The sequence below is a fragment of the Actinoplanes awajinensis subsp. mycoplanecinus genome (genome assembly GCF_001509495.1).
GTDB lineage: Bacteria > Actinomycetota > Actinomycetes > Mycobacteriales > Micromonosporaceae > Actinoplanes > Actinoplanes palleronii.
In genome coordinates this window covers 1-24,733 of record NZ_LLZH01000350.1, presented here as the reverse complement: position 1 = coordinate 24,733, position 24,733 = coordinate 1, and the positions used below count along the sequence as shown (strand labels likewise).

Here is a 24,733-nt window from a genome sequence, read left to right as displayed (position 1 = left end):
GCATCCGGTCGCGGCTCCGATCGTACGGTCAAGGGGTGAAGCGGAAGGTTCCGGTGACCGCGTCGAAGAGGTCCAGCAGGTCGTCGGTGAGGGGCAGGATCGGTGAGCTTCCGGTGATCACGGCGATCCGCTCGGCGTGCGGGCCGGGGAACGGCACGAACGTCTGCATGGCCACCGACCGGATCCAGCCCTCGCCCTCCGGCAGCACGACGTCGGTGACCCCGCGGGTGCGGGCGACCGGGCCGATCCCGGGCAGTTCCGCCTGGACCACCTCGCGCCACGGCCCGTCGGCGCCACTGCGCGGCAGCGGCCGGAGCTGATCGGCGATCGCGGACGGGCCGGTGTCCTGGTCCGGGTTGCGCACGATGCTCACCGTGACGCTCGCGGTCAGCAGCGCCTCGTCGAAACCCTGCACCATCGCGGCGCAGTAGGCCACGCCGTTGGCATACGCGGAACGGGCGACGCCGCGCAGGGCACGGGTCAGCGCTGTGCGATGCGGAGCGAGCGCGGGCACATTCCGGACCCGCTCGTTCACCAGCGCGCTGAGGGCGCTGTTCCGGGTGTCCGGATGCACGTCGATCTCGAACCAGGACTCGGGCACGGTGATCGCGAAGCCGGTCGGGTCGGTCATGTCTTCACCTGATCCTGTAGTTCCTTCGCCAGCTCGTCGTCGGCCTTGCGGAAGTGCTCGACCGCCTGCTGGGAGAGTTTGACGAGTCGTTCGCAGTTCTTGTCGACCCGGGAACGCCCGTCGCTCCAGTGCGACTCGAAGTCGTCGAGCGCGTCGTCGACGTCGTCGCCGCCCAGCTCGCCGACGAACTGCAGCATCCACCGATCCGCGCCGTTCAGGTTGTCGCGGATCCGCTGCAGCGTGCCGGCCAACTCCTCCAGGCCGCCGAGATCGACCTTCAACTGGTCGGAAGCCATGTCCTAGCCTTTCCAGATCTGGCCGAGGGGCGTGGTGAACTCGCCGGTGACGGGGTTCATCGTGGTGCCGGGCGGCGGCAGGGGCCGCAGCCCGAGCCCGCTGATCCGGCCGTTGAGCTCGCCCAGCTCCCCGGGGGTGAGCGGGGCGCCGTTGCGCAGGTACTGCACGTCGAACTCGAGGAACTGCCGGACGCTGAGCTCGCCGAGGTCGGTGCTGTTCGGGAACATGCTGGTGCTGCTGGGGCGCACGTTGAACTTCACCGCGAAGTCGCCCTGCACGTTGTAGTTGTTCTTGAGCTGCTGGAAGATCGTGAACGAGTCCTTCACCCGGGTCTCGACGATGTTCTTGAACGCCGAGTTCGCCTTGTTGGTCAGCGGGGTCAGGTTGTCGGTGATCCCATGGCCGCCGAGGTCCGCGTTGAGCAGGTGGCCCTTGATCCAACCGCTGTTCTCGACGCCGTGCGACTCGAGGTGGGCCTGCACGTCGGGGGTCCGCTCGCTGCGGTTCAGCCACTCGGTCGACCAGTTCTCGCCGTACTGCGGCACCGAGCCGTGCCCGGTGCCGGTGAGGACCTCGTCCACCTCCCGGGGACCGTCGAACCGCCCGGGCGTGTAGGTGTTGATCTTCGTGAGACCCGGGTCGTCCTTCATGGCCGTCTTGATGTTCCGGATGCTGCGCTTGTCCGGCGCCAGGTCGAACAGGACCCGGGCGGCCTTCGACGGGCCCGCGGCGGCCGGCTTCGTCACGCCGCCGGCGGCCGTCCGGCGCAGCCCGGCGAGGTTCTTCGCGTTGGCCCGGTCGGCGGCCTCGGCGACGCGCCGGAGGTCCTCGCCGCGCTGTGCGGCGTTGCGGCCCGGCCGGCCGCAGTGCATCAAGCCGAGCTGGTCGGACTGGAGCAGGGGATCGTCCACGTACCGGACCGGGCTCGGCCCGGCACCCAGACCCAGCGGATCCGGGCTCAGGTACCGGCCGGTGCCCGGGTCGTAGTAGCGGTGCACGTTGTAGTGCAGGCCGCTCTCCGGGTCGGCCTGCTGGCCGGGGAAGCGCAGCACGGTGCCCGTCGCCGGGCCGGTCTGACCGCCCCACAGGTCGGCGCTGGACCGCCAGGTCACCGTGCCGTCCGCCGCGACCAGGTCGGTCGGCGCGCCGTTCGGGTCGCAGACCAGCAGGTGCAGGGCGCCGTCGTACTGCAGCAGCGGGCGCAGGCCGTCGAGGTCGTGCTGCCAGGTGGTGACCCGGCCGGAGGAGACCGACTCCTCGACGAGCACCGGGCCGTCCCAGGCGAAGTCGGTACGTTCCAGCACCGGGCCGTCGAGCGGGGCGTCGGCCGGTCCGTCGGTGAGGCGCTGGGTGCTGACCCGGCGGCCCAGGGCGTCGTAGCCGTACCGCCAGCGGCCGCCGTCCGGTGCGATCACGGCGTGCAGGTGGCCGTCGGCGGTCCAGCGGTACGTCCAGGTGCCGTCCGGCCCCTGCCGGGCGGCGAGGCGCCCGGCCCGGTCGTAGCGGTACGTCTGCTGCCCGGCCCGGACCAGCTCGGTGCCCTGGTAGGCCCGTTCCCCCGGGACGGTCGCGCCGGACGCCCCGATCACGTCACCGGACGGGTCGTAGCGGTACTCCTCCCGGCGCGCCGGGCCGTCCACCCCGGTGATCCGGCCCTCGGCGTCGTGCCGGTACGCGGTGGCGCCGTCCCGGCTGTCGGTCACCGTGGTCAGCGCGCCGTCCGCGCGGTAGCCGAACGTCCGGTGCACCTCCGGCGCGGCGCCACCGGCCAGGTGCTGCCCGACCAGGCGGTCACCGGCGTCGTACTCGCGGGCCACGGTCACCGACGCGTCGAGCCGTTCGCCGACGTGCCGGCCGTGCTCGTCGTGCAGCAGGGTCAGCTCGTGCCCGGCCATGGTCACCGCGGCCGGCGTACCGGACGGGTCGAACGACCACCGGGTGCCGACCCCGGCCGGGGTGCCGCGGTGCACCGCGTGGCCGGCGTCGTCGTAGGTGAACGTGACCGCCCGTCCGTCGATCGTCTCGGCGGTGACCCGGCCGAAGAAGTCCCGGGTGACGGTCAGGGTGGCGTCCGGGCTGGTCGCCTCGGTCAGCCGGCCGACCGGGTCGTGCCGGAACGTCGTGGTCCGGCTCTCCCCGTCGGGCGACGTGGCGTGCCGGCGTACGACGTTGCCGAGCACGTCGTACTCGACCACCACGCTCTCGTCCGCGGCGTTGACCGTGCGGATCAACCGGCCCGCCGCGTCGTAGGTGCGACGGGTGGCGCGCCCGTCGAAGTCGATCTCCTCGACCAGGCGGCCGGCCGGGTCGTACCGGTAGTGCCACTGCCGCCCGGCCGGGTCGGTGACCCCGCTGAGCCGCAGCTCGGTGTCGTAGGTGAACACCGTCCGCGCGCCGGACGGTGACACGGTCGCCACCGGCAGGTCGAACGGGCCGTACTCGGTGCGGGTGGTGGCGCCGAGCGCGTCGGTCTCGGTGACCTCGTTGCCCTCGCCGTCGTAGGTCCACTCGGTACGCCCGCTCGCCGCGTCGTCCCGCCAGGCCGGCGCGCCGTCGGTGGTCCAGCCCAGGGTGACCGGCTCGCTCAGCGCCTCCGGCCGGCCGAGCGCGTCCCGGCCGACCACCGCCACCTCGGGAGCGGTGGCGCCGATCAGCAGGGCGGTCGGCACCGCGGGCGTCGTGGGCTCGGCGGCATCATCAGCAGGGCGGACCGGCTCCTCGGCCACCTCCCGGTGCCCGGCGAGCAGCCCGACACCGAGCGGTTCGGTGTACGGGTCGGGCGACTCCGCCGGCCCGTAGCCCCGCCGCCACACCCCGCCGTCCTCGTCGGTCACCACGACCGCCGTGATCCGGCCGTCCGACCAGATCACCGCGGCCTGGCTGCCGTCCGGGCGCACCACGGTGTCCAGCTCGCCGTCCGGGCCGTAGCGGAACCCGGTGGCGCGGCCCAGCGCGTCCACCCGGGACAGCAGCCGGTGCTGGGTGTCCCACTCGCTGCGGACGGTGTTGCCGAGCGGGTCGGTCTCCGCCACCACCTGCAGGTCCTCGTTGAGCTCGAACACCGTGGTGTGGCCCAGCGAGTCGGTGGCCCGGGTCAGGCGCTGCTCCGCGTCGTAGGCGAAGCGGTAGGTGAAGAACCCGTCGCGGCCCTCACCCAGCACGCACCGGCCCTCGTCGTCGTAGGTGTAGCGGTACCACATGCCGTTCCGGTCGTCCCAGCGGATCAGCCGGCCGTCCTCGTCGTGGGTGAACCGCATCGGCAGGCCGGACGCGTTGACCACTTCGGTGAGGTGCCCGTCCGCATAGGAGAACGTGCGCAGCGGCACCGGCTCGCCGCCGTCCGCGGGGGCCAGGTGCAGGGCGGTGATCAGGCCGTCCTCGGAGGTGACGGTGATCCGCCGGCCGTCCGCGTGCCGGATCTCGGCCGGCACCCCCTCGTCGTCGCGGACGATCGCGATCCGGCCACCGTCCGGGCCGGCGACCGCGGTCAGCGGGGCGTGCCCGGCGCCCGGCTCCTCGGGCAGCTCGAACAGCCAGGTCAGGCCGGCGGCCGGGTCGCTGACCGCGAAACCGTTCGCGGTACGGCGCAGCGGCACCGCCCGCCCGTGCCCGGGGAACACCGTCTCGCCGTCCGCGGGCACCGGGTAGGTCAGGAGCGCACCGTCGGCGAGGAACAGGTGGACGGCGTCCGGCTCCACCGCGACCCGCTGGTCCAGCGTCGACGCCCAGGACGGGCCGAACGAGCGGCCGTCCCGGTAGTCGGAGCGGTGCGTGCGTTCCAGCAGCAGCGGCGGCGCGCCCGGCAGGTCGAGATCTGTTTCGGTCATGAAGACCCGGCCGGTGCTGATGTCCACCGGGTCGCCGCAGGCCGGGATCTCGATCGAGCGCTTCGACGTACGGATCGGCAGGTCGTTGATCTTCCCGGACAGCTTGTTGATCAGGTTCTTGACGACGGTCACCGTGCCACCGGCGGCGCGGCCGAGGGCACCGGCCATCCCGCGCAGGGTCTGCTGCATCGAGGCCATCGCGGCCTGGCCGATCGCCTTGAGGCCACCGGCCTTGTAGAGCGCGGAGAGCCGGCCCAGCGAGGTCAGGCCGCGGACCCCGGGGATGATCCCGAGGATGCCGAAGATCAGATCGGCGATGCTGCCCTTGCCTTGGGCATAGTCGACTATCGCCTTGATCAACAGGATCGCGCCGGCCGCCAGGGCGATCCAGGCCAGCGGACCGCCGATGATCATCGCGATGATGCCGGCCACCAGGGCGACCCACTTGGCCACCTCGCAGATGATGTCCCACAGGCCCTTGAAGAAGTCGCCGAGCTTCTCCCAGAACGACCGGGGCTGGATGCCGGCGTCGGACGCCTCGGCGATCTCCCGGCGGCACTCCCGGGCGGCGCCGTCGCGCAGCTCCCGGGCCTGCTCGGCGAGCGACTTCGCGGCGTTCAGCGCCTGCTCGGCGGAGGCCACCTTGCCCTGCACGTCGGCCAGCCGCTGTTGCGCCGCGGTGGAGTCCCGGAGTGCTTGTTTGACCTGCTCCGGGTCGGGGTCGGTGCCCTGCTGCAGGGACTGCGCCTGCCGCGAGATCGCGGTCATGTCGCCCTGTGCCAGGTTGAGCCGGCCGGCCAGCCCGTCGAGCTGCTCTCGGGCGATCCGTCCGTCGGCCAGGGCCCGGTCCGCCATCGCCTGCGCGTTCTGCAGCTTCGGCGCGAAGGCCTGCAGGGCCTCACCCGCGGTCCGGTGCGACTCGTCGACCTTGCGCAGCTGGTCGGGCAGCTCGCCGAACTGCTCGCGGAACACGTCACCGGACTGGCCGATCCAGGTGAGCACCGCGCCGTCGCCCTGCAGCGAGTCCACCGCTAGCCGGGCGCGGCGCGCGTCGTCGGCGAAGTCGAGGAACCGGCTGCCCGTGGTGAGCAGGTTCGCGGGCTCACCCGGTGCCGGGTCGGCGCCCAGGTCGAGGATCCACCAGTCACTCGGCCGCGACATCACACGCTCCCACCGCCCGGGCATCCGGGGCCGGTGCCCCGACTCCGATCGATGTCCATGATCGACCGAAATTGCCGTGAGGACCGTACAACATCACCCCAAAGCGGCTCAGGACGCGTAGCGCTTCTCCGCCCGGGCCCGCGCCTTCGTCGCCTCCACCTCGCGGTCCTTCGGCGGCGCGGTGGTCACCAGGCTGTCCAGCAGCTCCTGGGTAGCCGCCGCGATCGCCGCCACGGCCTGATCGAAAGCGGCCTGGTTGGCCTGTGACGGGCGGGTGGAACCGGCCACCTTGCGGACGTACTGCAGCGCGGCGGCGTGCACCTCGTCGGTGGTGGCGGGCGGTTCGAAGTTGTGCAGTTGGTGAATGTTGCGGCACACGGCGGGCCTCCTCGGCGGGACCGGATCTGGTCGGATCTATGCCATACTCGGCCATCCGGCGCGACCCGGGAAGCCGTACACACCTCTCTCTACGGGGAACGTGGGGTGGGCATGCGACTGCGGACGGCGCTGACGGTGGGTGCGTGCCTCGCCGCGGCGGTCCAACTGCTCCACCCGTACTTGCCGCGATCCGTCGGATTTGCCCTCTCTGACATGATCGTGGCGTCCGCGAGCGGTTACGCCGCGTGGCACTACCGGCGGCGGGCGCGGCAGACCCGCGACGCCCGGCCGATCCGGATCGGGTACGCGTTCGGCGCCGTGGCCTGCGCCGCCTGGAGCGTCTCGAACCTGCTGATGCTGGCCGCCACGGCCGGCCTGCCCGCCCTCAACGGCGCCGGCGCGCTGCTCTCCATGGTCGCGGCCGCCCTGGTCCCGGCCGCCGTGCTGCTGGCCGGGCACCGGCTGCGCGGGATCGCCGCGGTGCGCCGGGTGCTCGACGTGGCCGCGGTCTCCGGCGCCGTCTTCGCACTGGCCTGGGAATACGTGCTCTCCGGGGTGACCGGGCGGATCGGTGGCGTGCCGGAGGGCTACGCGATCGCCATCGTCGCGGTGCTGATGCTCGGCTCGTCGGTGGCGCTGGTGACGCTCTCCGAGTCCGCGCCGAACCGGGGGATGAGCGCGCAGCAGGTGCTGGCCGGCGCCGCGTTGCTGCAGGCCGCGACGGTGATGCTCTCGCTGCGCAACGACGTCGTCGGCGGGCCGTGGTACCAGCACGGCGTCGGCGCGGGCTACGTGCTGGGCGCCTGGGCCACCGCGGTCTCCAGCCGGTTGCGGATCTCCCGGCCCGGCGCCGACGTGATGGAACGCCTGGTCTTCGGCCCGTGGGCGCTGCTGCCGTACCTGCCGGTGGTGATCGCGGTCGGGGTCGCGGCGGCCCGCGAGGCGCGCGACGGCCGGCTCAACCCGGTCCTGGTCTGGCTGTTGCTGTCCAGCTTCTCGCTGGTGCTGATCCGGCAGTTCCTCACCCTGATCACTGTCGGTCGGATGGCGGTGGTCCTCGAGGCGCAGAAACTCGCGCTGTCGCACCAGGCGCACCACGACGCCCTGACCGGCCTGCCGAACCGGGTGGCGTTCCGGGCCCGCGCCGCCGAGATCCTGACCCGACGCCGGGCCGGCGTCTGCGCGATGATGCTCGATCTGGACGGCTTCAAGCCGGTCAACGACACGCTCGGTCACGCGGCCGGCGACGAGGTGCTGATCGTGGTGGCGCAGCGGCTGACCGCCGAGTTGCGCGAGTCCGACCTGGTCAGCCGGTTCGGCGGGGACGAGTTCGCGATCCTGGTGACCGATGTGGGCGGCGGCGCCGACGCGGTGGCGCAGCGGCTTCTGCGCCGTTTGTCGGAACCGATGACCGTGCACGGCGCCGAGGTCACGATCAGCGGCAGCATCGGCCTGGCGGCGCTCCGGTCCGGGCAGGCGGGCGGCATCAGCTCGCTGCTGCGCCAGGCGGACACCGCGATGTATGCCGCCAAGGCCTCCGGCAAGGGGGTAGTCCGCTGGTTCGAACCGGACATCTGGCCGGCATCCGCTTAGCGAAAATTCAAGATCAAGAGCTTGATGTCGTGCGTCCGCCGGGGTACAGATCGTCGCTCCCGCCGGGACCCTGCGGGCTTCGCTGGCCGCTGGCGCGTCCAGACCGCGAAGCCCTCCGGGCGACGTCCGTGGGTGGGCACGATCCCGCAGGACCGCGGCCTGCCCGGACCGAGGCGCGCCTGCGGGTCCCGGCTGGGCCTCAGGGGTGTCTCCGCGCTGCGGAGACACCCCTGAGAGCCAGCCAAAGTCGGGAGTCGCGCTGCGGCCGGGAGTGGGAGCGGTCTCGCGTTCGCCTCACGGGCGGGACTCGGCTCGTAGCCTGCGGACGTGCGCTCCGTAGTCGTACCGCAAAAGGGGTGGAAAAAAACGGCCCGGCAGCGATCAGCCGGGCCGTTCTCGGGGGAGTTTCAGTTCGCGGTGATGGTGATCGGCTCGGCGGTGAGCGTGTTGCAGCTGACGTAGGCCAGGTCGATGGTCACGTCGGTGAACACCATCCACGGCAGGGTCAGCGGCGGCGGCTCCTCCGGCGTGAAGGTCATCGGGATGAGGCCGAAGAACTTGCCGGAGAACTTCGGCGTGTAGAACTTCACGTTCCCGTCGGTGGTCAGCTTGGCGCTCTTGATCACTGTGGTCGCGTCGCCGGCCTCGTCGATGGTCAGGCTGAACGGTTCGTTCGTGGCCTTGGACATGTCGAACTGCAGCACCTTGACCGGCCCGTTCGCGGTGGGGAGGTCGATGACACCCACGTACTTCGGGTCGTACATGTTCAGCGTGCCGACCTTCATGATGCCCGGCTTGATCGCGGACTTCGGGACGGCGCCCTCGGCGACCTTGCCCCGCTGGCGAGCGCCGAGGCAGGGGAGGATGTCCGGGTCGACCGAGGCGGACGCGGAGACCGACGCGGAGGCGGAAGCCGACGCCGAACCGCCGGCCGGACTGGCCGGGGCGGCGGGCGCGGTGTCGCCGGTCGCCGGCGCGGTGGTCGCGGGGGTGGTGGCCGGCGCGGTGGTGGGCTCGGCCGGCTCGGTCGCCGACGCCGACGGCGACGCGCTCGGAGTGGGCGACTCCTCTTCGTCGCCGAGGCCGAGCAGGTTGCCGACGCCGTCGACCACGTCCTGGATGCCGTCCAGGACCGGATTGCCGTCCTCGTCCTCGGTGGCGGCCGGGGACGCGGAGGCCGAGGCGGAAGCGGAGGCCTCCGGCGCGGTGGTGGTCTTGGTGGCGCTGGGCTTGGCCGAGCTCGACGCCTCGGGCTTCTCGGCGTCCTTGGCCGGCGCCGTCGAGGCGGAGGCCGACAGCGACGGCGAGGCGGAGGCGGAGGTGGTGATCGAGGGCAGGCCCTCGGGGCACTCCTCGGCGGCGTTGGCCGGCATCCGGCTGCCGACCAGCATGCTGGCGCCGACGAACGCCGGCACCAGGATCAGCGCGAGCGTCTTGCGGTTGATGCCCCGGCCGGAATCCGGCTCGTCGCCGCGCGGCTGGTCGAAGCCGGGCAGGATGCTCGGGTCACTCTGCGCGGAGGAGCGCAGCGTGGCGGTGCCGTGCGGCCGGTCGTCGTGCCCGGCGACCGGGATGACCTGGGTGGACTCGCCCGGCCCGGTGTAGATCTGGGGGGAGTCCGGGTATTCCACCGAGCTGTCCGGGCCGGAGCTGTCGAGCGGCTCCTGAGCCGGGACGTCCGGTCCGGCGGTGGCCGGGATCCACGAGATCGCCAGGGCGCCGCCGATCAGGCCGGTCAGCATGCCGAGGAACCAGCCGCCGAAGTTCAGGCCGATGAACGAGTAGAGCGCCGTCAGCAGGCCGACGATGCCGTAGAACATCCGCTGGGCCGGGGTGGTCCAGACGAGGATGCCGCAGATCAGCATCACGACGGGCAGCACGTAGGACAGGAAGCCCTGCGGCCCGATGTGAATCTCCAGCTTCAGGTCGCTGAAGAGGGAGAGGTTGGAGCTGAAGAACAGCAGCAGACCGGACAGCGATAGGAACAGGCCACCCCAGAACGGCCGGTTCCGCCGCCACCGGCGGTACCTGCTCCAGAAGTCGTCGGTCGCCACTCGTCCTCCATTGTTTTTCTTACCGGGCAAAAGGGTGGGGCCCGCGGAAAGTCGCTCCACGAGCCCCGGTCGAGCTAGATCAGTAGCACTCGTCCTTGGTGCCACCGAAGAGCAGCTTGAGGCTCATGCCCTTGAGCTTGAAGCTGGAAGCAGTGGTCAGGTACGCCTGCTGCTTCAGGTTCTCGATGCTGACGCCGCTGGCCTGCTGACCGAAGGTGCCGGCCCGACCATGCGTCGCCTGGCCGTCAGCGTTGAGGGTCGAAGCGTCCAGGCCGATCTGGATGTTCTTGAACGTGGCGTCGCCGCCCAGCTCGGACATGCCGATCAGCAGGTCGTCGGCCTGCACCGCGTTCTTCGCCGAGTCGGCCGGGTTCGCCGCGTCGTACTTCGCGTCGGTGGCCGCCGTGATCTTGAGGACGAACACACCCGCGTTGACCGACTGGCACAGGTTGTACAGGTCGGCGTGCTGGATGCCCGAGGTGGCGTCGTAGGTGGTCTTGCCACTGACGTCGGTGACCGCACCGCCGTACTGGGTGAAGCCCCGGCCCTCGAGGTGGTCGGCGGTCAGCTTGAACTGCGTGCCCGACACCGTGATGTTCGCGGCGAGGGCGCCCTGCGCGAGGGCAACGACAAGTCCACCGGCCACGGCGGTCGGAACGCCCACGGCGACGGCAAACCGGCGCCAGTTGGTGCGTCCGGCGGCCGGAGCGCTCTGCGCATCCTTCACGGATCCTCCAATAGAAAGTGATGACGGCGAGACTGCCGCACCGCCAATGGCTCGCATCGACGGGCGACACTTCTGCCAACCGTCGACAGTGAGGCAAGTCGATGCCGTCGTCGTAATGTTCGGGAAATGTTGCCGCCCCCGCACGGTGACTACAAGGGGCTTGGCTACTAGTCAGTAACCCACATCACTTGATCTTGTTCACGCAGCGTGATGTTGCTGTCCCGGGTGTCCGAAATTCCTGCAGCAAACCGGACAACCGGCCTCGATCCACGACCGGCGTGGTGACCGCGGGTTATGACGCATCGTCGGTTACGGATCGGTAACGAAATCCAGAGAACTCTCAGAAACGGGTTTATCCGACCGCTACGGCGAGGTGAACCGCCGGTCCGGGGGATGTTGATCTCCACCGAATGGGCTGCCCCGCTCATGTGCCGACCGCTCCCTGCCGATGTGAGAAGCATGATCGTGTCCGAGGAGCGCGGCCGATGAGGCTGCAGCGCCGGCTCAACCTGGGCTTCGCCGCCCTGTTGGTGCTGTTCACGGCGTTCCTCGTGGTGCAGTTCGGCGTCGGCGCGCAGCTGCGCGAGGACCATCACCGGCGCAGTGACCAGATCGCCACGGCCCGGGAGGCCAACCGGCTCGCCCTGCAGGGGATGACCGACGCGGAGACCGGGCTCCGGGGCTTCCAGCTCACCGACGAACGGCTGTTCCTGGAGCCGTACCAGAACGGCCGGGGCGCCGCCCTCGTCGTACTGGCCCGGGCGGCCGCGCAGACCCGCGACCGGCAGGCCGTCGAGCTGCTGGAGGCCGAGCGGCAGGCGGTCGACGACTGGCTCGACCAGTACGCCATCCCGATCGCGACCGGCAGCTCGCCGGTCGGTATGCCCAGCAACGCCCTGGGCAAGCAGCTCTTCGACCGGCTGCGGACCGTGAACAGCGCCGCCGACGACGCGATCGCCGCCGAGTGGCGTTCCGAGGAGACCGCCGACCGCCGGATGGAACGGACGCTCGCGATCTCGTCCGGCGCCCTGGTGGTGGCCGTGCTGATCGCCGGATACCTGCTGGTCCGGGTCAGCCGCCGTCAGCTGCTGGTCCCGCTGGCCCGGGTCGGCGACACCATCCGCCGGCAGGCCGCCGGGGACCGCTCGGCCCGCGTCGCGGTCGACGGCGCCGTCGAGCTGCGCACCGTGGTCGACGCGCTCAACGATCTCGCGGCGCAGACCGAGCAGCTGCTCGCCGCGGAGAAGACCCGGTCGGCCCGGGCCGGGCTGCGCCAGACGGTCGCCGCCGAGCTGCAGCGGGAGGACACCGACCCGGCGATCACCGGATACCGGGTGGTCGCGCAGATCGGCGCCGCGCTCGGCGCGGGCACCGTGCGCAGCCGGCTGTACGTGCCGGGCACCGGGCAGGTCGCCGTGTGCTGGCCGGCCGGTGCCCCGGACCTCGACCCGGCGATTGTCGACGGTCTGTCCGACGGGCCGGTCGGTGAGCCGGTGACGCACGCCGACGGCGGGCTGTCCGTCACCCTGGGCGGCGACGCCGAGTGCCCGGGCGGCTACCTCTACGTCTGCCGGGCCGACGGGCCGGACCGGATCGAGCCGTCGGAGCGGCGGGAGGACGCCGCTTCGTCCGAGCGGCGGGAGGACGCCGCGGGGTGGACCGACTCGGAGCGGCGGCTGCTCGCCGGGGTGGCCCGGGAGATCGAGCGGGCGCTGCGCCAGCAGAGCGTCCGGGTGCACCAGGACCTGCTGATCAGCGAGCTGCGGATGCTCGACCAGCGCAAGGACGTCTTCATCCAGACCGTCACGCACGAGCTGCGCACCCCGCTGACCAGCATCCTGGGCTACACCGAGATGCTCGCCGAGGACGACGACGAGCTGTCGCCGACGCAGCGCCGCTCGGTCAACGCGGTGCTGCGCAACGCCCACCGGCTGCAGAACACCATCGGCGACCTGCTGCTGCTGGACCGGCCGGCCACCGCGGCGGACACGCTCACCGAGCCGGTCGACCTGTCCGCGCTGACCGCCGCGGTGCACGCCGAGCTGGGTACGGCGGCGCAGGCCAAGGAGCTGCGGGTCACCGTCGACGCCGAGCCGGCCTGGGTGCGCGGCGACCGGACGCAACTGCAGCGGGCGCTGCGCAAGCTGGTGGAGAACGCGATCAAGTTCACCCCGGCCGGCGGCAGCGTGACCTGCCGGTGCGGCGCGGACGAGGAGACCGTCACGATCGTGGTCATCGACACCGGGATCGGCATCCCGGCCGCCGACGTGTCCGGGCTGTTCACCCCGTTCCACCGGGCCGGCAACGCGATGGACCAGGCGGTGCAGGGGCCCGGGCTCGGGTTGGCGATCGTCCGGGACATCGTCCGCGACCACGGCGGGACGATCTCGGTGGAGTCGGTGGTCGGGCGGGGCAGCACGTTCACCGTCACGCTGCCCGCCGTGCCGGTGCCGGCCCCGGTCCCGGTGTCCTAGAGCGCGTGGACCGACAGTCCGGCCAGGTCAGCGGTCCGGTGGGTGATCAGCAGGACGGTCCGCTCGCCGGCCGCCTGGAGCAGGTCGCGGACCAGAGCGCCGGCCGTGGCGTCGTCCAGGTGCTCGCCCGGCTCGTCCAGGATCAGCACCCGGGCGCCGGTGAGCAGCAGCCGGGCCAGCGCGAGGCGTCGCCGCTGCCCGCCGGAGAGCGCCAGGCCGTGCTCGCCGACCAGTGTCTCCAGCCCGTCCGGCAGGGTGCCCACCCAGTCCCGCAGCCGGGCACCGGCCAGCGCGCCGAGCAGGTCGGCGTCGGTGGCGCCGGGCCGGGCGATCCGCAGGTTCGCGCCGATCGTGGTGTCGAACAGGTAGGCGTCCTCGGGCAGGTAACCGACGATCTCCCGGACCCGGGCGGCCGGGATGTCCCGCAGATCGGTGCCGTCCAGGGTGATCCGGCCGGTGCGCGGGTCGAGGAACCGGACCAGCAGCGCGGCGATCGTGCTCTTGCCGGACCCGCTCGGCCCGACCAGGGCGACGCGCGCGCCGGGCGGCAGGTCCAGATCGAGTTCGGTCACCGCCAGGCGATCGGCGGTCCAGGCGGCCGTCACGCCCGCCAGTCTCAGATGCGGCACTCGGGTACCGATCGACGCCGTTGAGCCCGCAGCGTGGATCTCAGCGGGCCAGTCGAGTGGATCAGCGGTGGCGGTCGGAACCGTTGCGTCCTTTCCCTTTCGCGTCGTGCGCGACCGGAGCGGGTCGGGCACGGACCAGATCTCGGCGAGGCGGCGCAGCGAGGTCCGGGCGGTCGCGTACCGCTGAGCGGCGGCCGGCAACGGCCCGGCGATCTCGAAGACCGCGAGGGGCGTGAGCACCACCAGGGCGAGCAGCTCGCCGGGCAGGCTGCCGGCGCGCACCGCGGCGGCCCCGGCGAGCAGCCCGGCCAGCACGCTGACGCCGGTGCCGAGGGCGGTCACCGCGGCGCCGACCCCCGCGGTCGCCGCGGAGCGCCGCGAGGCCGAGGTCAGCCGGGCGTCCAGGTCCGCGAGCCGCTCGCGGCGGTTCTCGATCGCCTCGTACGCCAGCAGGTCCGGCATCCCGTGCACCAGGTCGACGACGCCGGTGGCCAGCTCGGCCCGCAGCGGCGCCAGCCGCCCGTCGGCCCGGCGCGCGGCGGCCCGCTGCAGCAGCGGCACCAGCACCCCGGTGACCAGCAGCGCGGCGGCCAGGGTGAGCCCGGCGACCGGCACCAGTGCGCCGATCATCAGCACCGAGGCGAGCCCGACCACGGCGGCCACCGCGTAGGGCAGCAGCACCCGGGTGACCAGGTCGAGGACCGCGTCGACGTCGGCGGCGAGCCGCTGGGCCAGGTCGGCGCGGCGGAAGTCGGCCAGCCCGGCCGGTGCGAGCACCTCGAGGCGCCGGTAGAGGCCGACCCGCACGCCGGCCAGGATCCGGAACGCGGCGTCGTGCCCGATCAGCCGTTCCAGGTAGCGCAGCACGCCACGGCTCAGGCCGCAGGCGCGGACCGCGACGATCGCCACCATCAGGTGCAGGACCGGCGGGTGCAGCGCGGCGCGGGAGATCAGCCACGCGGAGATCGCCGCGAGGGCCACCGCGGACCCGGCCGCACCGGCTCCGGCGAGCACGGCCAGGGTGAGCCGTCCCCAGGCGGGGCGCAGGACGTGGTACGTCGACAGCGTCATGACTGTCCCGCCGGGAGGAGTCGGGGAGCGCCGACCTCGATCACGCGGTCGGCCAGGCTGATCAGTTCCGGTCGGTGCGCCGCCATCAGCACGGTCCGCCCGCGGGCCAGCTCACGGATCGCGGCCATCACCCCGGCCGCGGTGGCCTCGTCGAGGTTCGCGGTCGGCTCGTCGAGCAGCACGATCGGCGCGTCCCGCACGAACGCCCGGGCCAGCGCCACCCGTTGCCGCTGCCCGGCGGACAGCCCGGTCCCGGCGTCACCGAGCACGGTGTCGTAGCCGTCCGGGAGCCCGGCGGCGAACTCGCTGACCCCGGCCGCCTCGGCAGCCGCGCGGATCTCCGCCTCGGTGTGGCCGGCGTCGAGCGCGATGTTGTCCCGCAGCGACGCGGCGAACAGGTGCGGGCGCTGCGGCACCCAGGCGATCGTGCGCCGCCAGGCCGCCCGGTCCAGCTCGGCCAGGGGCACCCCGCCGACGGTGACCTGCCCGGCGGCCGGGGTGGCGTATCCGAGCAGCACCGACAGGGCGGTGGACTTGCCACACCCGGACGGGCCGGTCAGCGCGACCACCTCGCCGGGCGTGATCGTCGCGGTGAGCCGCAGCGCGGGTCCGGCGCGGTCCGGGTAACGCACCTCGACACCGTCGAAGACGATCGGACCGGAGACCGGCGCCCGGCTGCCGTCCGGAGCGGCCGGTTCGGCCAGGATCGCGAAGACCTCCTCGGCGGCGGCCAGCCCCTCGGCGCTGGTGTGGTAGTTCGCGCCCACCTCGCGCAGCGGCCGGTACGCCTCCGGCGCCAGGATCAGCACCAGCAGCGCGGTGCTCAGGTCCAGGTTCCCGGAGACCAGGCGCAGGCCGATGCCGACCGCGACCAGGGCCACCGACAGGGTGGCCAGCAGCTCCAGGACCAGCGAGGAGAGGAACGCGGTCCGCAGCGTGCGCATGGTCTGTTCGCGCTGCTCGGCGCTGATCCGCCGGATGATCCCGGCCTGGGCCCGGGACCGGCCGAGCAGTTTGAGGGTGGGCAGCCCGGCCACCACGTCCAGGAAGTGGTGCGAGAGCCGGGCCAGCAGCCGGAACTGCCGGCGGTTCTGCGCCTCGGTGTGCATCCCGACCAGGGCCATGAAGACCGGGATCAGCGGGAGGGTGACCGCGATCGTGACGGTCGCGGTCAGGTCGGCGGGCAGCAGCCGGACCAGCACGATGCCCGGCACCAGCACGGCCAGCACCAGCTGCGGCAGGTACTTGGCGAAGTACCCGTCGAGCGCGTCCAGGCCGTGGGTGACCAGGGTCGCGACCTCGCCGGCCGGTCGGCGCCGGGCGGGACCGAGCGCGACCAGGTGGCCGAGCAGCCGGCCGCGCAGCTCGCTCTTGACCGCGGCCGCCGACCGGGCCGACGCGAGCTCCTGCAGCCAGGCCACCCCGGCCCGGCCGAGGACGGTCAGGGCCAGCAGCAGCCAGGCCGGGCGGCGGCCGTCCAGGAAGACCGCGGTGATCGCGCTCGCCAGCAGGGTGGCCTGGGCGACCAGCAGCACGGCGTGCAGACCGCCGAGCACGACGGTCGCGGCCAGGTAGGCCCGGGTGCTCCGGGCGTACCTCAGCAGCCGGGGATCGAGCGGTTTCACGCCGGGATGTCGCTGAGCTTGAGGCGCTTGCGGAACAACCAGTACGTCCAGCCCTGGTAGAGCAGCACGACCGGGGTGAAGAACACCGCCACCCAGGTCATCACCCGCAACGTGTACGGCGTCGACGACGCGTTGTGCACGGTCAGGCTGTACGCCGGGTCCAGCGTCGACGGCATCACGTCCGGGAACAGCGTCACGAACAGCGCCGCGACGGCGAGCACCAGCGTTGCCGCGGTGGCCAGGAACGCCCAGCCCTCGCGCCGGGCACGGGTCAGCGGGATCGCGGTGACCAGCGCGACCGCGGCGAGCACGGAGACCGCGATGCCCCAGCCGTCGCCGCTGGCGATCCCGGTCCAGACCAGGAAGCCGGCCGCGATCGGCACCGCGACCATGGCCATGGTCTCGGCGATCTGGCCGGCCTGCTCGCGCATCGGGCCGTCCGTCTTGAGCGCCAGGAACACCGCACCGTGCAGTGTGAACAGGGCCAGCGTGGTGAGGCCGCCGACCAGGGCGTACGGGTTGAGCAGGTTGAAGAAGCCGCCTACGTACTCGTGCTGGGCGTCGATCGGCACGCCGCGCAGGATGTTGCCGAAAGCGACACCCCAGAGGATCGCCGGAACTAGACTGCAAACGAAGATCGAGACGTCCCAGCGCTTGCGCCAGGCCGGTTCGTCGCGCTTGCCGCGATATTCGAAGGCCACGCCGCGCACGATGAGCGAGACCAGAATCAGCAGCAGCGGCAGGAAGAAGCCGCTGAACAGGGTGGCGTACCACTCGGGGAATGCGGCGAAGGTGGCGCCGCCGGCGACCAGGAGCCAGACCTCGTTGCCGTCCCAGACCGGGCCGATCGTATTGATCGCCAGGCGGCGGGAGCGGTCGTCCCGGCCGACGAACGGCAGCAGGATGCCGACGCCGAAGTCGAAGCCCTCCAGCAGGAAGTAGCCTGCCCAGAGGACGCCGATCAGCAGAAACCATACCGTGGTGAGTTCCATGGGTTGACGTCCTCAGTACGCGAAGGCGAGCGGCCGGTCTTCGGCCGGTTCACCGGTGTCAGCAGGGATTTCCGGGGCTCCGGCGCGGGCGTACTTCAGGAACAGCCCGACCTCGATCACCGCGAGCACGCCGTAGAGCACGGTGAGCACGATCAGGCCGGTGGCCGCCTCACTCGTGGAGACCGACGGGCTGCCCGAGTCGGCCGTCTTGAACAGGCCGAACACCGTCCAGGGCTGGCGGCCCATCTCGGTGAAGATCCAGCCGAACGAGTTGGCCAGCAGCGGCATCGCCACCGTGCCGATCCCGGCGATCCACAGCCAGCGGCTCCGGGCCCGGCGCTCGCCCCGGTTGAACCAGAGCGCCGCGAGGGCGACCAGCATGGCCAGCCCGCCGAACCCGATCATCAGGCGGAACGACCAGTAGGTGACCGGCACGATCGGCGTGTAGTCGCCCTCGCCGTACGCCTGCTGGTATTGATCTTGAAGGTCGTTGATCCCTTCGACCTCGCCGGCCGGGGTGCCGGTGGCCATGAAGGACAGCAGCGACGGGATCCGGACGCTCCAGACCTCCTGTCTGCCGTCCAGCGAGCCGATGGTGAAGACCGAGAACGAGGCCGACTCGGTGTTCTCGTAGAGCGCCTCGGCGGCGGCCATCTTCATCGGCTGCTGCTCGGTCATCACCCGGGCCTGCAGGTCACCGGTGATCAGCACGCCCAGCCCGGCGATCAGCACCACCCAGGCGCCCAGCCGCAGCGACGGCCGGAACACCTCCTCCTGGTGGCCCCTGCGCAGGTGCCAGGCGCTGACCGCGAGCAGCAGCGCACCGGCGGTCAGGAAGCAGGCGGTCAGCGTGTGCGGGACGGTGACCAGCGTGGTGCTGTTGGTCAGCACCGCGCCGATGCTGGTCAGCTCGGCCCGGCCGTCGCCCATCGTCCAGCCGACCGGGTGCTGCATCCAGGAGTTGGCGGCCAGGATGAAGTACGCCGAGAGCATCGTGCCGAGCGAGGCGAGCCAGATGGTGGCCAGGTGCAGGCGCTTCGGCAACTTGTCCCAGCCGAAGATCCACAGGCCGAGGAATGTGGACTCCAGGAAGAACGCGAGCAGGCCCTCGATGGCGAGCGGGGCGCCGAAGATGTCGCCTACGAAGCGTGAGTAGTTCGACCAGTTCATCCCGAACTGGAACTCCTGCACGATGCCGGTGACCACCCCGATCGCGAAGTTGATCAAGAAGAGCTTGCCCCAGAACTTGGTCGCCCGGAGGTAGTGCTCCTTGCCGGTCCGGACCCAGGCGGTCTGCAGTCCGGCGACCAGGGCCGAGAGTCCGATCGTTATCGGAACGAAGATGAAGTGGTACACGGTGGTTATTCCGAATTGCCACCGCGATAGGTCGAGCGAATCCACCGAAGATCCTTTCCGCAACGTACCCATGAGCCTTGACCAGGTGATACCCGTCGATCAGGGCCAAAGGTCCCGACTGCGGACCACACAAGGTCCCGCCCGGAACCGTCTTTCGAGAATCCAAGATCCGAAACACGCGGCGCGTAGCGTACGAACGTGGATCTGCACACGGTTACCGAAGTGATCAGCCCCGCGGCACCCGGCATGTGGCGGCCCGGCGACGCCTGGCTGGGCGGCGGCACGGCGCTGTTCGGCGAGCCACGTCCAGACGTCTCCCGGCTGCTCGACCTGCCCTCGGCCGGCTGGCCGTCGCTGACTGTGCGTGACGACGGGGTGGAGGTCGCGGCCACCTGCACGATCGCCGAACTGGCCGCCCGGCTGAAACGGCACCGGATCGTCGGGCAGTGCTGCCACTCGTTCCTGGCCTCTTTCAAGATCTGGAACGTGGCCACGGTCGGCGGCAACCTGTGCGCCGCGCTGCCGGCCGGCCCGATGATCTCGCTGGGCTCGGCGCTGGACGGGGTGTGCACGCTGATCGGCCCGGCCGGGGACGAGCGCCGCGTCCCGGTCGCCGAGTTCGTCACCGGCGACGGGCGGACGGTGCTCCGGGACGGGGAGCTGCTGCGCTCGGTCCTGCTGCCCGCGGCGTCGCTCCGGTCGCGTACGTCGTACCGAAGAGGGTCTTTGCATCAGCACGGACGGTCCGCGGCCCTGCTGATCGGCCGGGCGGAGCCCGGAGGCGGCCTGACGCTGACGGTGACCGCCGCGACCCGCCGGCCCTGGGTGTTCCGGTTCGGCGCACCGCCGTCGGCGGACGACGTGGCGGCCGCGGTGGCCACCATCCCGCCGGACGCCTACACCGACGACGTCCACGGCCGCCCGGCCTGGCGGATGCATCTGACCAGGTTGTTTGCGGAGCAGATCAGGACGGAGATAGGGGCATGACCGCCTGCACCGAGCGGCACCTGGCCGCACCGAATCATGATCTCGCAGGCGAGGGCCGGAAGGGCATGCCGAAGGAGTGCACAGCATGAGCGTGGAGATCAACGGAACGCCGCACGAGCGTGCGCCCCGGCCCGGCCAGTGCCTGCGCACCTACCTGCGCGAGGAGGGCTGCTTCGGGGTCAAGAAGGGCTGCGACGCCGGCGACTGCGGCGCCTGCACGGTGCACGTCGACGGCGAGCCGGTGCACTCCTGCGTCTACCCGGCGTTCCGCGCGCAGGGCCGGCGGGTCACCACCGTCGAGGGCCTGGCCCGCGGCGACGCGCTGCACCCGGTGCAGCGCGCGTTCCTCGACGCGCAGGGCTTCCAGTGCGGGTTCTGCACGGCCGGTCTGATCATGACGACCGCGGCGCTGACCGAGGAGCAGCACGACGACCTGCCGCGCGCGCTGAAGGGCAACCTGTGCCGGTGCACCGGCTACCGCGCGATCGCCGACGCGGTCGCCGGCGTGGACAACCTGGCCACGCCCGGCCCGGGCTGCGCGGTCGGCGCGGCGCTCGGCGCACCGGCCGGCCCGCAGGTGGTCACCGGCACCGCCCGGTACACGTTCGACCTGGACGTGCCCGGCGTGCTGCACCTCAAGGTGCTGCGCTCGCCGCACGCGCACGCCCGGATCGTCGCGGTGGACACCTCGGCCGCGTTCCAGGTCGACGGGGTCGAGGCGATCCTCACCCACAAGGACGCGCCGGACCGGCTCTTCTCCACCGCCCAGCACGAGAACGTGGCCGAGGACCCGGCCGACACCCGGGTGCTGGACGAGGTGGTCCGGTTCGTCGGCCAGCGTGTCGCGGCGGTCGTGGCGACCAGCGAGGCGGCCGCCGAGGAGGCCTGCCGGCGGCTGCGCGTCGAGTACGAGATCCTCCCGGCCGTGCTCGACCCGGACCTCGCGCTGGCCGGCGGCGCGCCGCTGGTGCACGGCGACAAGCTCGACCGCAACGTGATCGGCGAGCTGCACGCGTCGATGGGTGACGTGGCCGGCGGGTTCGCCGCCGCCGACGAGGTGTACGAGGCGACCTTCCGTACCGCCCGGGTGCAGCACGCCGCGCTGGAGACGCACGGGGCGGTCGGCTGGCTCGACGACGACGGCCGCCTGGTGATCCGGTCCAGCACGCAGACCCCGTTCCTGACCCGGCGGGCCGTCGCGTCGCTCTACGACCTGCCCCTCGACCGGGTCCGGGTGATCGCCGGCCGGGTCGGCGGCGGCTTCGGCGGCAAGCAGGAGATGCTGGTCGAGGACCTGGTCGCGCTCGCCGTGATGCGCACCGGCCGCCCGGTGAAGTGGGAGTACACCCGCTCCGAGCAGTTCTACGGCTCGACCACCCGGCACCCGTTCACGGTGACCATGAAGGCCGGCGCGACCCGGGACGGCACGTTGACCGCGCTGACCCTGGACGTGCTGGTCGACGCCGGGGCGTACGGCAACCACAGCGCGTCGGTGATGTTCCACGGCTGCCACGAGTCGGTCGCGGTCTACAAGTGCGCGAACATGCGCACCGACGCGCACGCCGTCTACACCAACACCGTCCCGGCCGGCGCGTTCCGCGGCTACGGCCTGGGCCAGGTCACCTTCGCCGTCGAGTCGGTGCTCGACGAGGTGGCCCGCAGGATCGGCATGGATCCGGTCACGTTCCGCGAGCGCAACGTGGTCCGCGACGGCGACGACCTGACCGCACCCGGCGACCACGTCGAGGACCTGGGCATCGCCAGTTACGGCCTGGACCAGTGCCTGGACGTGATGCGGGAGTCGTCGCGGACTCGGGACGACGCCCCGGACGGCTGGCTGGTCGGTGAGGGCATGGCGATCGCGATGATCGCCGCGGGTCCGCCCGGCGGGCACTTCGCCGACGCCACCGTCCGCCGGCTGCCCGGCGGACGTTTCGAACTCTCGGTCGGCACCGCGGAGTTCGGCAACGGCAGCACCACCGTGCACGCCCAGATCGCCGCGGACGAGCTCGGCGTCACCCCCGACAAGATCGTGATCCGGCAGTCGGACACCGACGTGGTCAAGCACGACACCGGCGCGTTCGCCTCCACCGGCGTGGTGGTGGCCGGGAAGGCGGTGCTGCGGGCGGCGCGCGCGCTGCGGACCGAGGGGGGCGAGGTCGCGCACGGGCACTTCGACGGGACACCCCGGTCGGTGGCGTTCAACGCGCAGTGGTTCCGGGTCGCGGTCGACCCGGACACCGGTGAGCTGCGGATCCTGCGCAGCGTGCACAGCGCCGACGCCGGGACCGTGATGAACCCGCTGCAGCTGCGCGGGCAGATCGAGGGCGGGGTGGCGCAGGCGCTCGGCGCGACCCTTGCCGAACACGTCGACCTCGACGAGACCGGAGCGGTCACCACGACCACGTTCCGGCAGTACCACCTGCCGACGTTCGCGGACACCCCGCGGACGGAGGTGCACTTCGCGGCGACGGTGGACAGCATCGGGCCGCTGGGGGCGAAGTCGATGAGTGAGAGTCCGTACAACCCGGTAGCTCCGGCGCTGGCCAACGCGCTGCGGGACGCGATCGGCGTGCGGATGACGGAGATCCCGTTCACCACCGACCGGATCTGGCTCGCGATGCAATAGGTCGAGCCTGCGCGCGCCGTGCTGCTCACGGTGGCCGCGCCGGCCGTCCGGCCGCATTGGCCGCGTCGGCCGCCGAGCCGCGTCGGCCGGGCCGGCAGGGCCGATCCGGCCGCCTGACCCGATGGTCGTCCGGCTTCCTGTCCGACCCGGTGGGTCGAGGGGCAGGCGTTCCACCGCGGGGATCGGGGCGGTGGGGGCACGCGATCAGGTAGGTGCGTGCGTCTGCTGCCTGTGGCAGGGGCGGTAGGAGGACGCGATCTCGGCCTGCGGACGTCTACCGCCCACCGGTGGGCTGTGGATGCACGCGATCGGTTGATCGCGTGCCCGCACCGCCCCTGCGGCGAACGGTATTTGCCCGATAAGCGCAACGTTTGTTCGGTTTGTCCCGCTCTGGGACCGACCAGCGGTGGCAGTGTGTGGCCCGTTGCGGCTGCGCCGAGCGGTGGTCCGTTTGGCCTGCTCTGGCGCCACTGGACGGTGGCTGCGTCTGGTCTGTTCTGGGGCCGTCGAGCGGTGGCTGCGTCTGGTCTGTTCTGGCGCCGTCGGGCGGTGACTGCGTGTGGCTTGCTGCGGTGCCGCCGACCCGAGTTGCGGAACCTCCCGGAGGTCCGGGCGCCGCTGTCGGTGAGAACCGGGTGTCGTCTCGAGAGGGGGCCAAAGCCCGGCAGGTGCTTGAGGAGCTCTCGTCAACCGACCAGCAGCGCCTGCTCTAGTAACCCAGCCTCCTAGGATGGCAGAGAGGCGGTGAGTGCCGCCTCTCTGGACGCTGCCAGCCGCCAGCTGGCAGCTGCCGGGTCGCCGCTGACGGCTCCGCTGGACGTCGCGCGAGCGGGTGCTGGCTGGTCTTCCTGCGGGCGGGTGCCGGCTGGTCTTCGCGCGAGCGGTGCTGGCTGGTCTTCGGTGGTCTTCCTTGGGTCAGGTCGCCCCGGCCTGCGGCTTCCTGGTGAGGGCGAACGGTCCTGGCCGGCGGGGCCGCGCGCGGTGGGGGCTTCGTTTCGCGGTGCGGTTTCGTTGCTGGGGGTTTGCGGCTAGATTGCGGGGAGGTGATCGATGACCCTGGATGGCTGCGATGGCAGATCGGCTGCTTGCGGAACAGTTCCAGATCGTGACCGACCCCGTCGCGGACTCCGTGGCGCTCTCGGCGATCTTCGCGGTGCTCTCGCTGCTCACTCTCTTTCTCCTGCTCGGGGTGTTCCGGGTCCGGGCCTGGCTGGCCGGGGTGGTGTCGCTGGTGGTGGCGCTGATCGTGGCGGTCACCGTTTATGCGATGCCGGTCGGTCAGGCGCTGTTGTCGGCGTCCGAGGGCGCCGCGTTCGGGTTCTTCCCGATCCTGTGGATCGTGATCAACGCGATCTGGGTCTACAACCTGACCGTGGTCAGTGGTCACTTCGACGTGCTCCGCCGCTCGATGGAACGGGTCAGCCCGGACATGCGGATCCAGGCGATCATCGTGGCGTTCTGCTTCGGGGCATTGCTCGAAGCGCTCGCCGGGTTCGGCACCCCGGTCGCGGTGACGGTGGTGATGCTGATGGCGCTCGGCTTCCCACCGCTGCGGGCCGCTTCGGTCGCGCTGATCGCGAACACCGCGCCGGTCGCGTTCGGCGCCCTGGCGACACCGATCACCACGCTCGGCACGGTGACCGCCGGCGCGAGCACCGACCCGCGCCTGAACACCGACACGCTCGGCGCGATGGTCGGCAGGCAGACGCCGATCTTGGCCCTGGTGGTGCCACTGGTCCTGGTGGCCGTCGTGGACGGTCGCCGCGGGATCCGGCAGACCTGGCCCGCCGCTGTTGTCGCGGGCTTCGTTTTCGCAGTCGGCCAGTTCCTCGCTTCGAACTACATCTCGGTCCCCCTCACCGACATCATCGCCTCCCTGGCGGCAGCCGCCGCGGTCGTCCTGCTGCTGCGCTTCTGGCAGCCCTCGGAAACCCCGGACCTGTCCGAGGAGGTCAGCCGAGAGCGCTCGGCGGCGTCCCTCACCGCCGTCGGCCGGTCGGCTGGCACCGTCGGCCCAGCGGCCGGCTCCGCGGGTCCGACACGTGGGTCGGGTTCCGGAAATCCGTCGGGAGCCGCAGATGGGCGGGGGCGGGGTGGTGCGAGCATCGAGGGCGAGTCGGGCGGTGCGGGCACCGGGAGCGGCCCGGATGCTGCGGGCGCCGGGGGCGGCCCGGATGCTGCGGGCGCCCCAGACAGGTCGGGCAACGCGGGCGGCCCGGGTGGGGCGAGCAACGCGGGCAACGCGGGCAACGCGGGCAACGCGGGCAACGCGGGCAACGCGGGCAACGCGGGCAACGCGGGC

The 24,733-nt window shown here is 72.0% G+C and carries 15 protein-coding genes; 5 read left to right on the top strand and 10 right to left on the bottom strand.

Annotated features, from left to right (window positions below; genetic code table 11):
* Positions 1–28 precede the first annotated feature (28 nt).
* The 4 genes from ADL15_RS50215 to ADL15_RS50200 form a co-directional block, all read right to left on the bottom strand.
* On the bottom strand, positions 29–631 hold the full coding sequence (locus ADL15_RS50215) for a hypothetical protein (RefSeq protein WP_067708486.1): 603 nt from the start codon (positions 629–631) through the stop codon (positions 29–31).
* The gene (locus ADL15_RS50210; RefSeq protein ID WP_067708482.1) at positions 628–927 is read right to left on the bottom strand and encodes a DUF6507 family protein; all 300 of its coding nucleotides are present in this window, start codon (positions 925–927) and stop codon (positions 628–630) included. The genes ADL15_RS50215 and ADL15_RS50210 overlap by 4 nt, the downstream gene beginning before the upstream one ends.
* A gap of 3 nt (positions 928–930) precedes the next feature.
* Positions 931–5,916, bottom strand: a complete 4,986-nt coding sequence (locus ADL15_RS50205) for a DUF6531 domain-containing protein (RefSeq protein ID WP_067708479.1) — start codon at positions 5,914–5,916, stop codon at positions 931–933.
* 108 nt (positions 5,917–6,024) lie between these two features.
* Positions 6,025–6,294, bottom strand: coding sequence for a DUF2277 domain-containing protein (locus ADL15_RS50200; RefSeq protein WP_067708476.1), 270 nt, complete (start codon positions 6,292–6,294; stop codon positions 6,025–6,027).
* A gap of 213 nt (positions 6,295–6,507) precedes the next feature.
* Here ADL15_RS50200 and ADL15_RS50195 point away from each other — a divergent pair, with 213 nt between their 5' ends.
* A complete protein-coding gene (locus tag ADL15_RS50195; RefSeq protein ID WP_067708473.1) occupies positions 6,508–7,887 on the top strand; it encodes a GGDEF domain-containing protein in 1,380 nt (459 codons plus the stop codon).
* A 407-nt stretch (positions 7,888–8,294) separates the two neighbouring features.
* Here the strand turns inward: ADL15_RS50195 and ADL15_RS50190 are convergent, their stop codons facing one another.
* Together ADL15_RS50190 and ADL15_RS50185 are read right to left on the bottom strand one after the other, a co-directional pair.
* The gene (locus tag ADL15_RS50190) at positions 8,295–9,941 is read right to left on the bottom strand and encodes a DUF6114 domain-containing protein (protein WP_067708470.1); all 1,647 of its coding nucleotides are present in this window, start codon (positions 9,939–9,941) and stop codon (positions 8,295–8,297) included.
* Positions 9,942–10,020: 79 nt separating this feature from the next.
* Positions 10,021–10,668, bottom strand: a complete 648-nt coding sequence (locus tag ADL15_RS50185) for a DUF6230 family protein (protein WP_067708465.1) — start codon at positions 10,666–10,668, stop codon at positions 10,021–10,023.
* A 485-nt stretch (positions 10,669–11,153) separates the two neighbouring features.
* On the opposite strand from ADL15_RS50185, the gene ADL15_RS50180 reads away from it, so the two are divergent.
* Entirely contained in the window at positions 11,154–13,142 is a 1,989-nt protein-coding gene (locus ADL15_RS50180) for an ATP-binding protein (RefSeq protein ID WP_067708460.1), read from the top strand.
* Here the strand turns inward: ADL15_RS50180 and cydC are convergent.
* The 4 genes from cydC to ADL15_RS50160 are packed head-to-tail and all read right to left on the bottom strand — an operon-like array spanning position 13,139 to position 18,860.
* Complete coding sequence (cydC, locus tag ADL15_RS50175; protein ID WP_232345130.1) at positions 13,139–14,842, bottom strand: thiol reductant ABC exporter subunit CydC; 1,704 nt, start codon at positions 14,840–14,842, stop codon at positions 13,139–13,141. The genes ADL15_RS50180 and cydC overlap by 4 nt on opposite strands.
* Positions 14,839–16,467 carry a thiol reductant ABC exporter subunit CydD gene (cydD, locus tag ADL15_RS50170; protein WP_067708457.1) on the bottom strand — a complete coding sequence of 543 codons (1,629 nt, stop codon included), beginning with the start codon at positions 16,465–16,467 and terminating at the stop codon, positions 14,839–14,841. Before cydD ends, cydC begins: the two co-directional genes overlap by 4 nt.
* Complete coding sequence (cydB, locus tag ADL15_RS50165; RefSeq protein ID WP_067708454.1) at positions 16,464–17,459, bottom strand: cytochrome d ubiquinol oxidase subunit II; 996 nt, start codon at positions 17,457–17,459, stop codon at positions 16,464–16,466. The genes cydD and cydB overlap by 4 nt, the downstream gene beginning before the upstream one ends.
* 12 nt (positions 17,460–17,471) lie before the next feature.
* A complete protein-coding gene (locus tag ADL15_RS50160; protein WP_067708451.1) occupies positions 17,472–18,860 on the bottom strand; it encodes a cytochrome ubiquinol oxidase subunit I in 1,389 nt (462 codons plus the stop codon).
* Positions 18,861–19,013: 153 nt separating this feature from the next.
* Between ADL15_RS50160 and ADL15_RS50155 the strand changes: the two genes are divergently transcribed.
* The 3 genes from ADL15_RS50155 to ADL15_RS50145 all read left to right on the top strand — a co-directional run.
* Positions 19,014–19,802, top strand: a complete 789-nt coding sequence (locus ADL15_RS50155) for an FAD binding domain-containing protein (RefSeq protein ID WP_067708448.1) — start codon at positions 19,014–19,016, stop codon at positions 19,800–19,802.
* Positions 19,803–19,887: 85 nt separating this feature from the next.
* Positions 19,888–22,431, top strand: a complete 2,544-nt coding sequence (locus ADL15_RS50150; RefSeq protein WP_067708445.1) for a molybdopterin-dependent oxidoreductase — start codon at positions 19,888–19,890, stop codon at positions 22,429–22,431.
* Between the two features lie 1,069 nt (positions 22,432–23,500).
* Positions 23,501–24,733: L-lactate permease (locus ADL15_RS50145; protein WP_232345129.1), on the top strand; the 1,233-nt coding region annotated here is incomplete at its 3' end.

Excerpts from the sequence above, each read along its gene's own strand:
- ADL15_RS50215 (WP_067708486.1), bottom strand. The coding sequence starts at position 631 with ATGACCGACCCGACCGGCTTCGCGATCACCGTGCCCGAGTCCTGGTTC.
- ADL15_RS50210 (WP_067708482.1), bottom strand. The coding sequence starts at position 927 with ATGGCTTCCGACCAGTTGAAGGTCGATCTCGGCGGCCTGGAGGAGTTG.
- ADL15_RS50205 (WP_067708479.1), bottom strand. The coding sequence starts at position 5,916 with ATGTCGCGGCCGAGTGACTGGTGGATCCTCGACCTGGGCGCCGACCCG.
- ADL15_RS50195 (WP_067708473.1), top strand. The coding sequence starts at position 6,508 with ATGATCGTGGCGTCCGCGAGCGGTTACGCCGCGTGGCACTACCGGCGG.
- ADL15_RS50180 (WP_067708460.1), top strand. The coding sequence starts at position 11,154 with ATGAGGCTGCAGCGCCGGCTCAACCTGGGCTTCGCCGCCCTGTTGGTG.
- cydC (WP_232345130.1), bottom strand. The coding sequence starts at position 14,842 with ATGACGCTGTCGACGTACCACGTCCTGCGCCCCGCCTGGGGACGGCTC.
- cydB (WP_067708454.1), bottom strand. The coding sequence starts at position 17,459 with ATGGAACTCACCACGGTATGGTTTCTGCTGATCGGCGTCCTCTGGGCA.
- ADL15_RS50150 (WP_067708445.1), top strand. The coding sequence starts at position 19,888 with ATGAGCGTGGAGATCAACGGAACGCCGCACGAGCGTGCGCCCCGGCCC.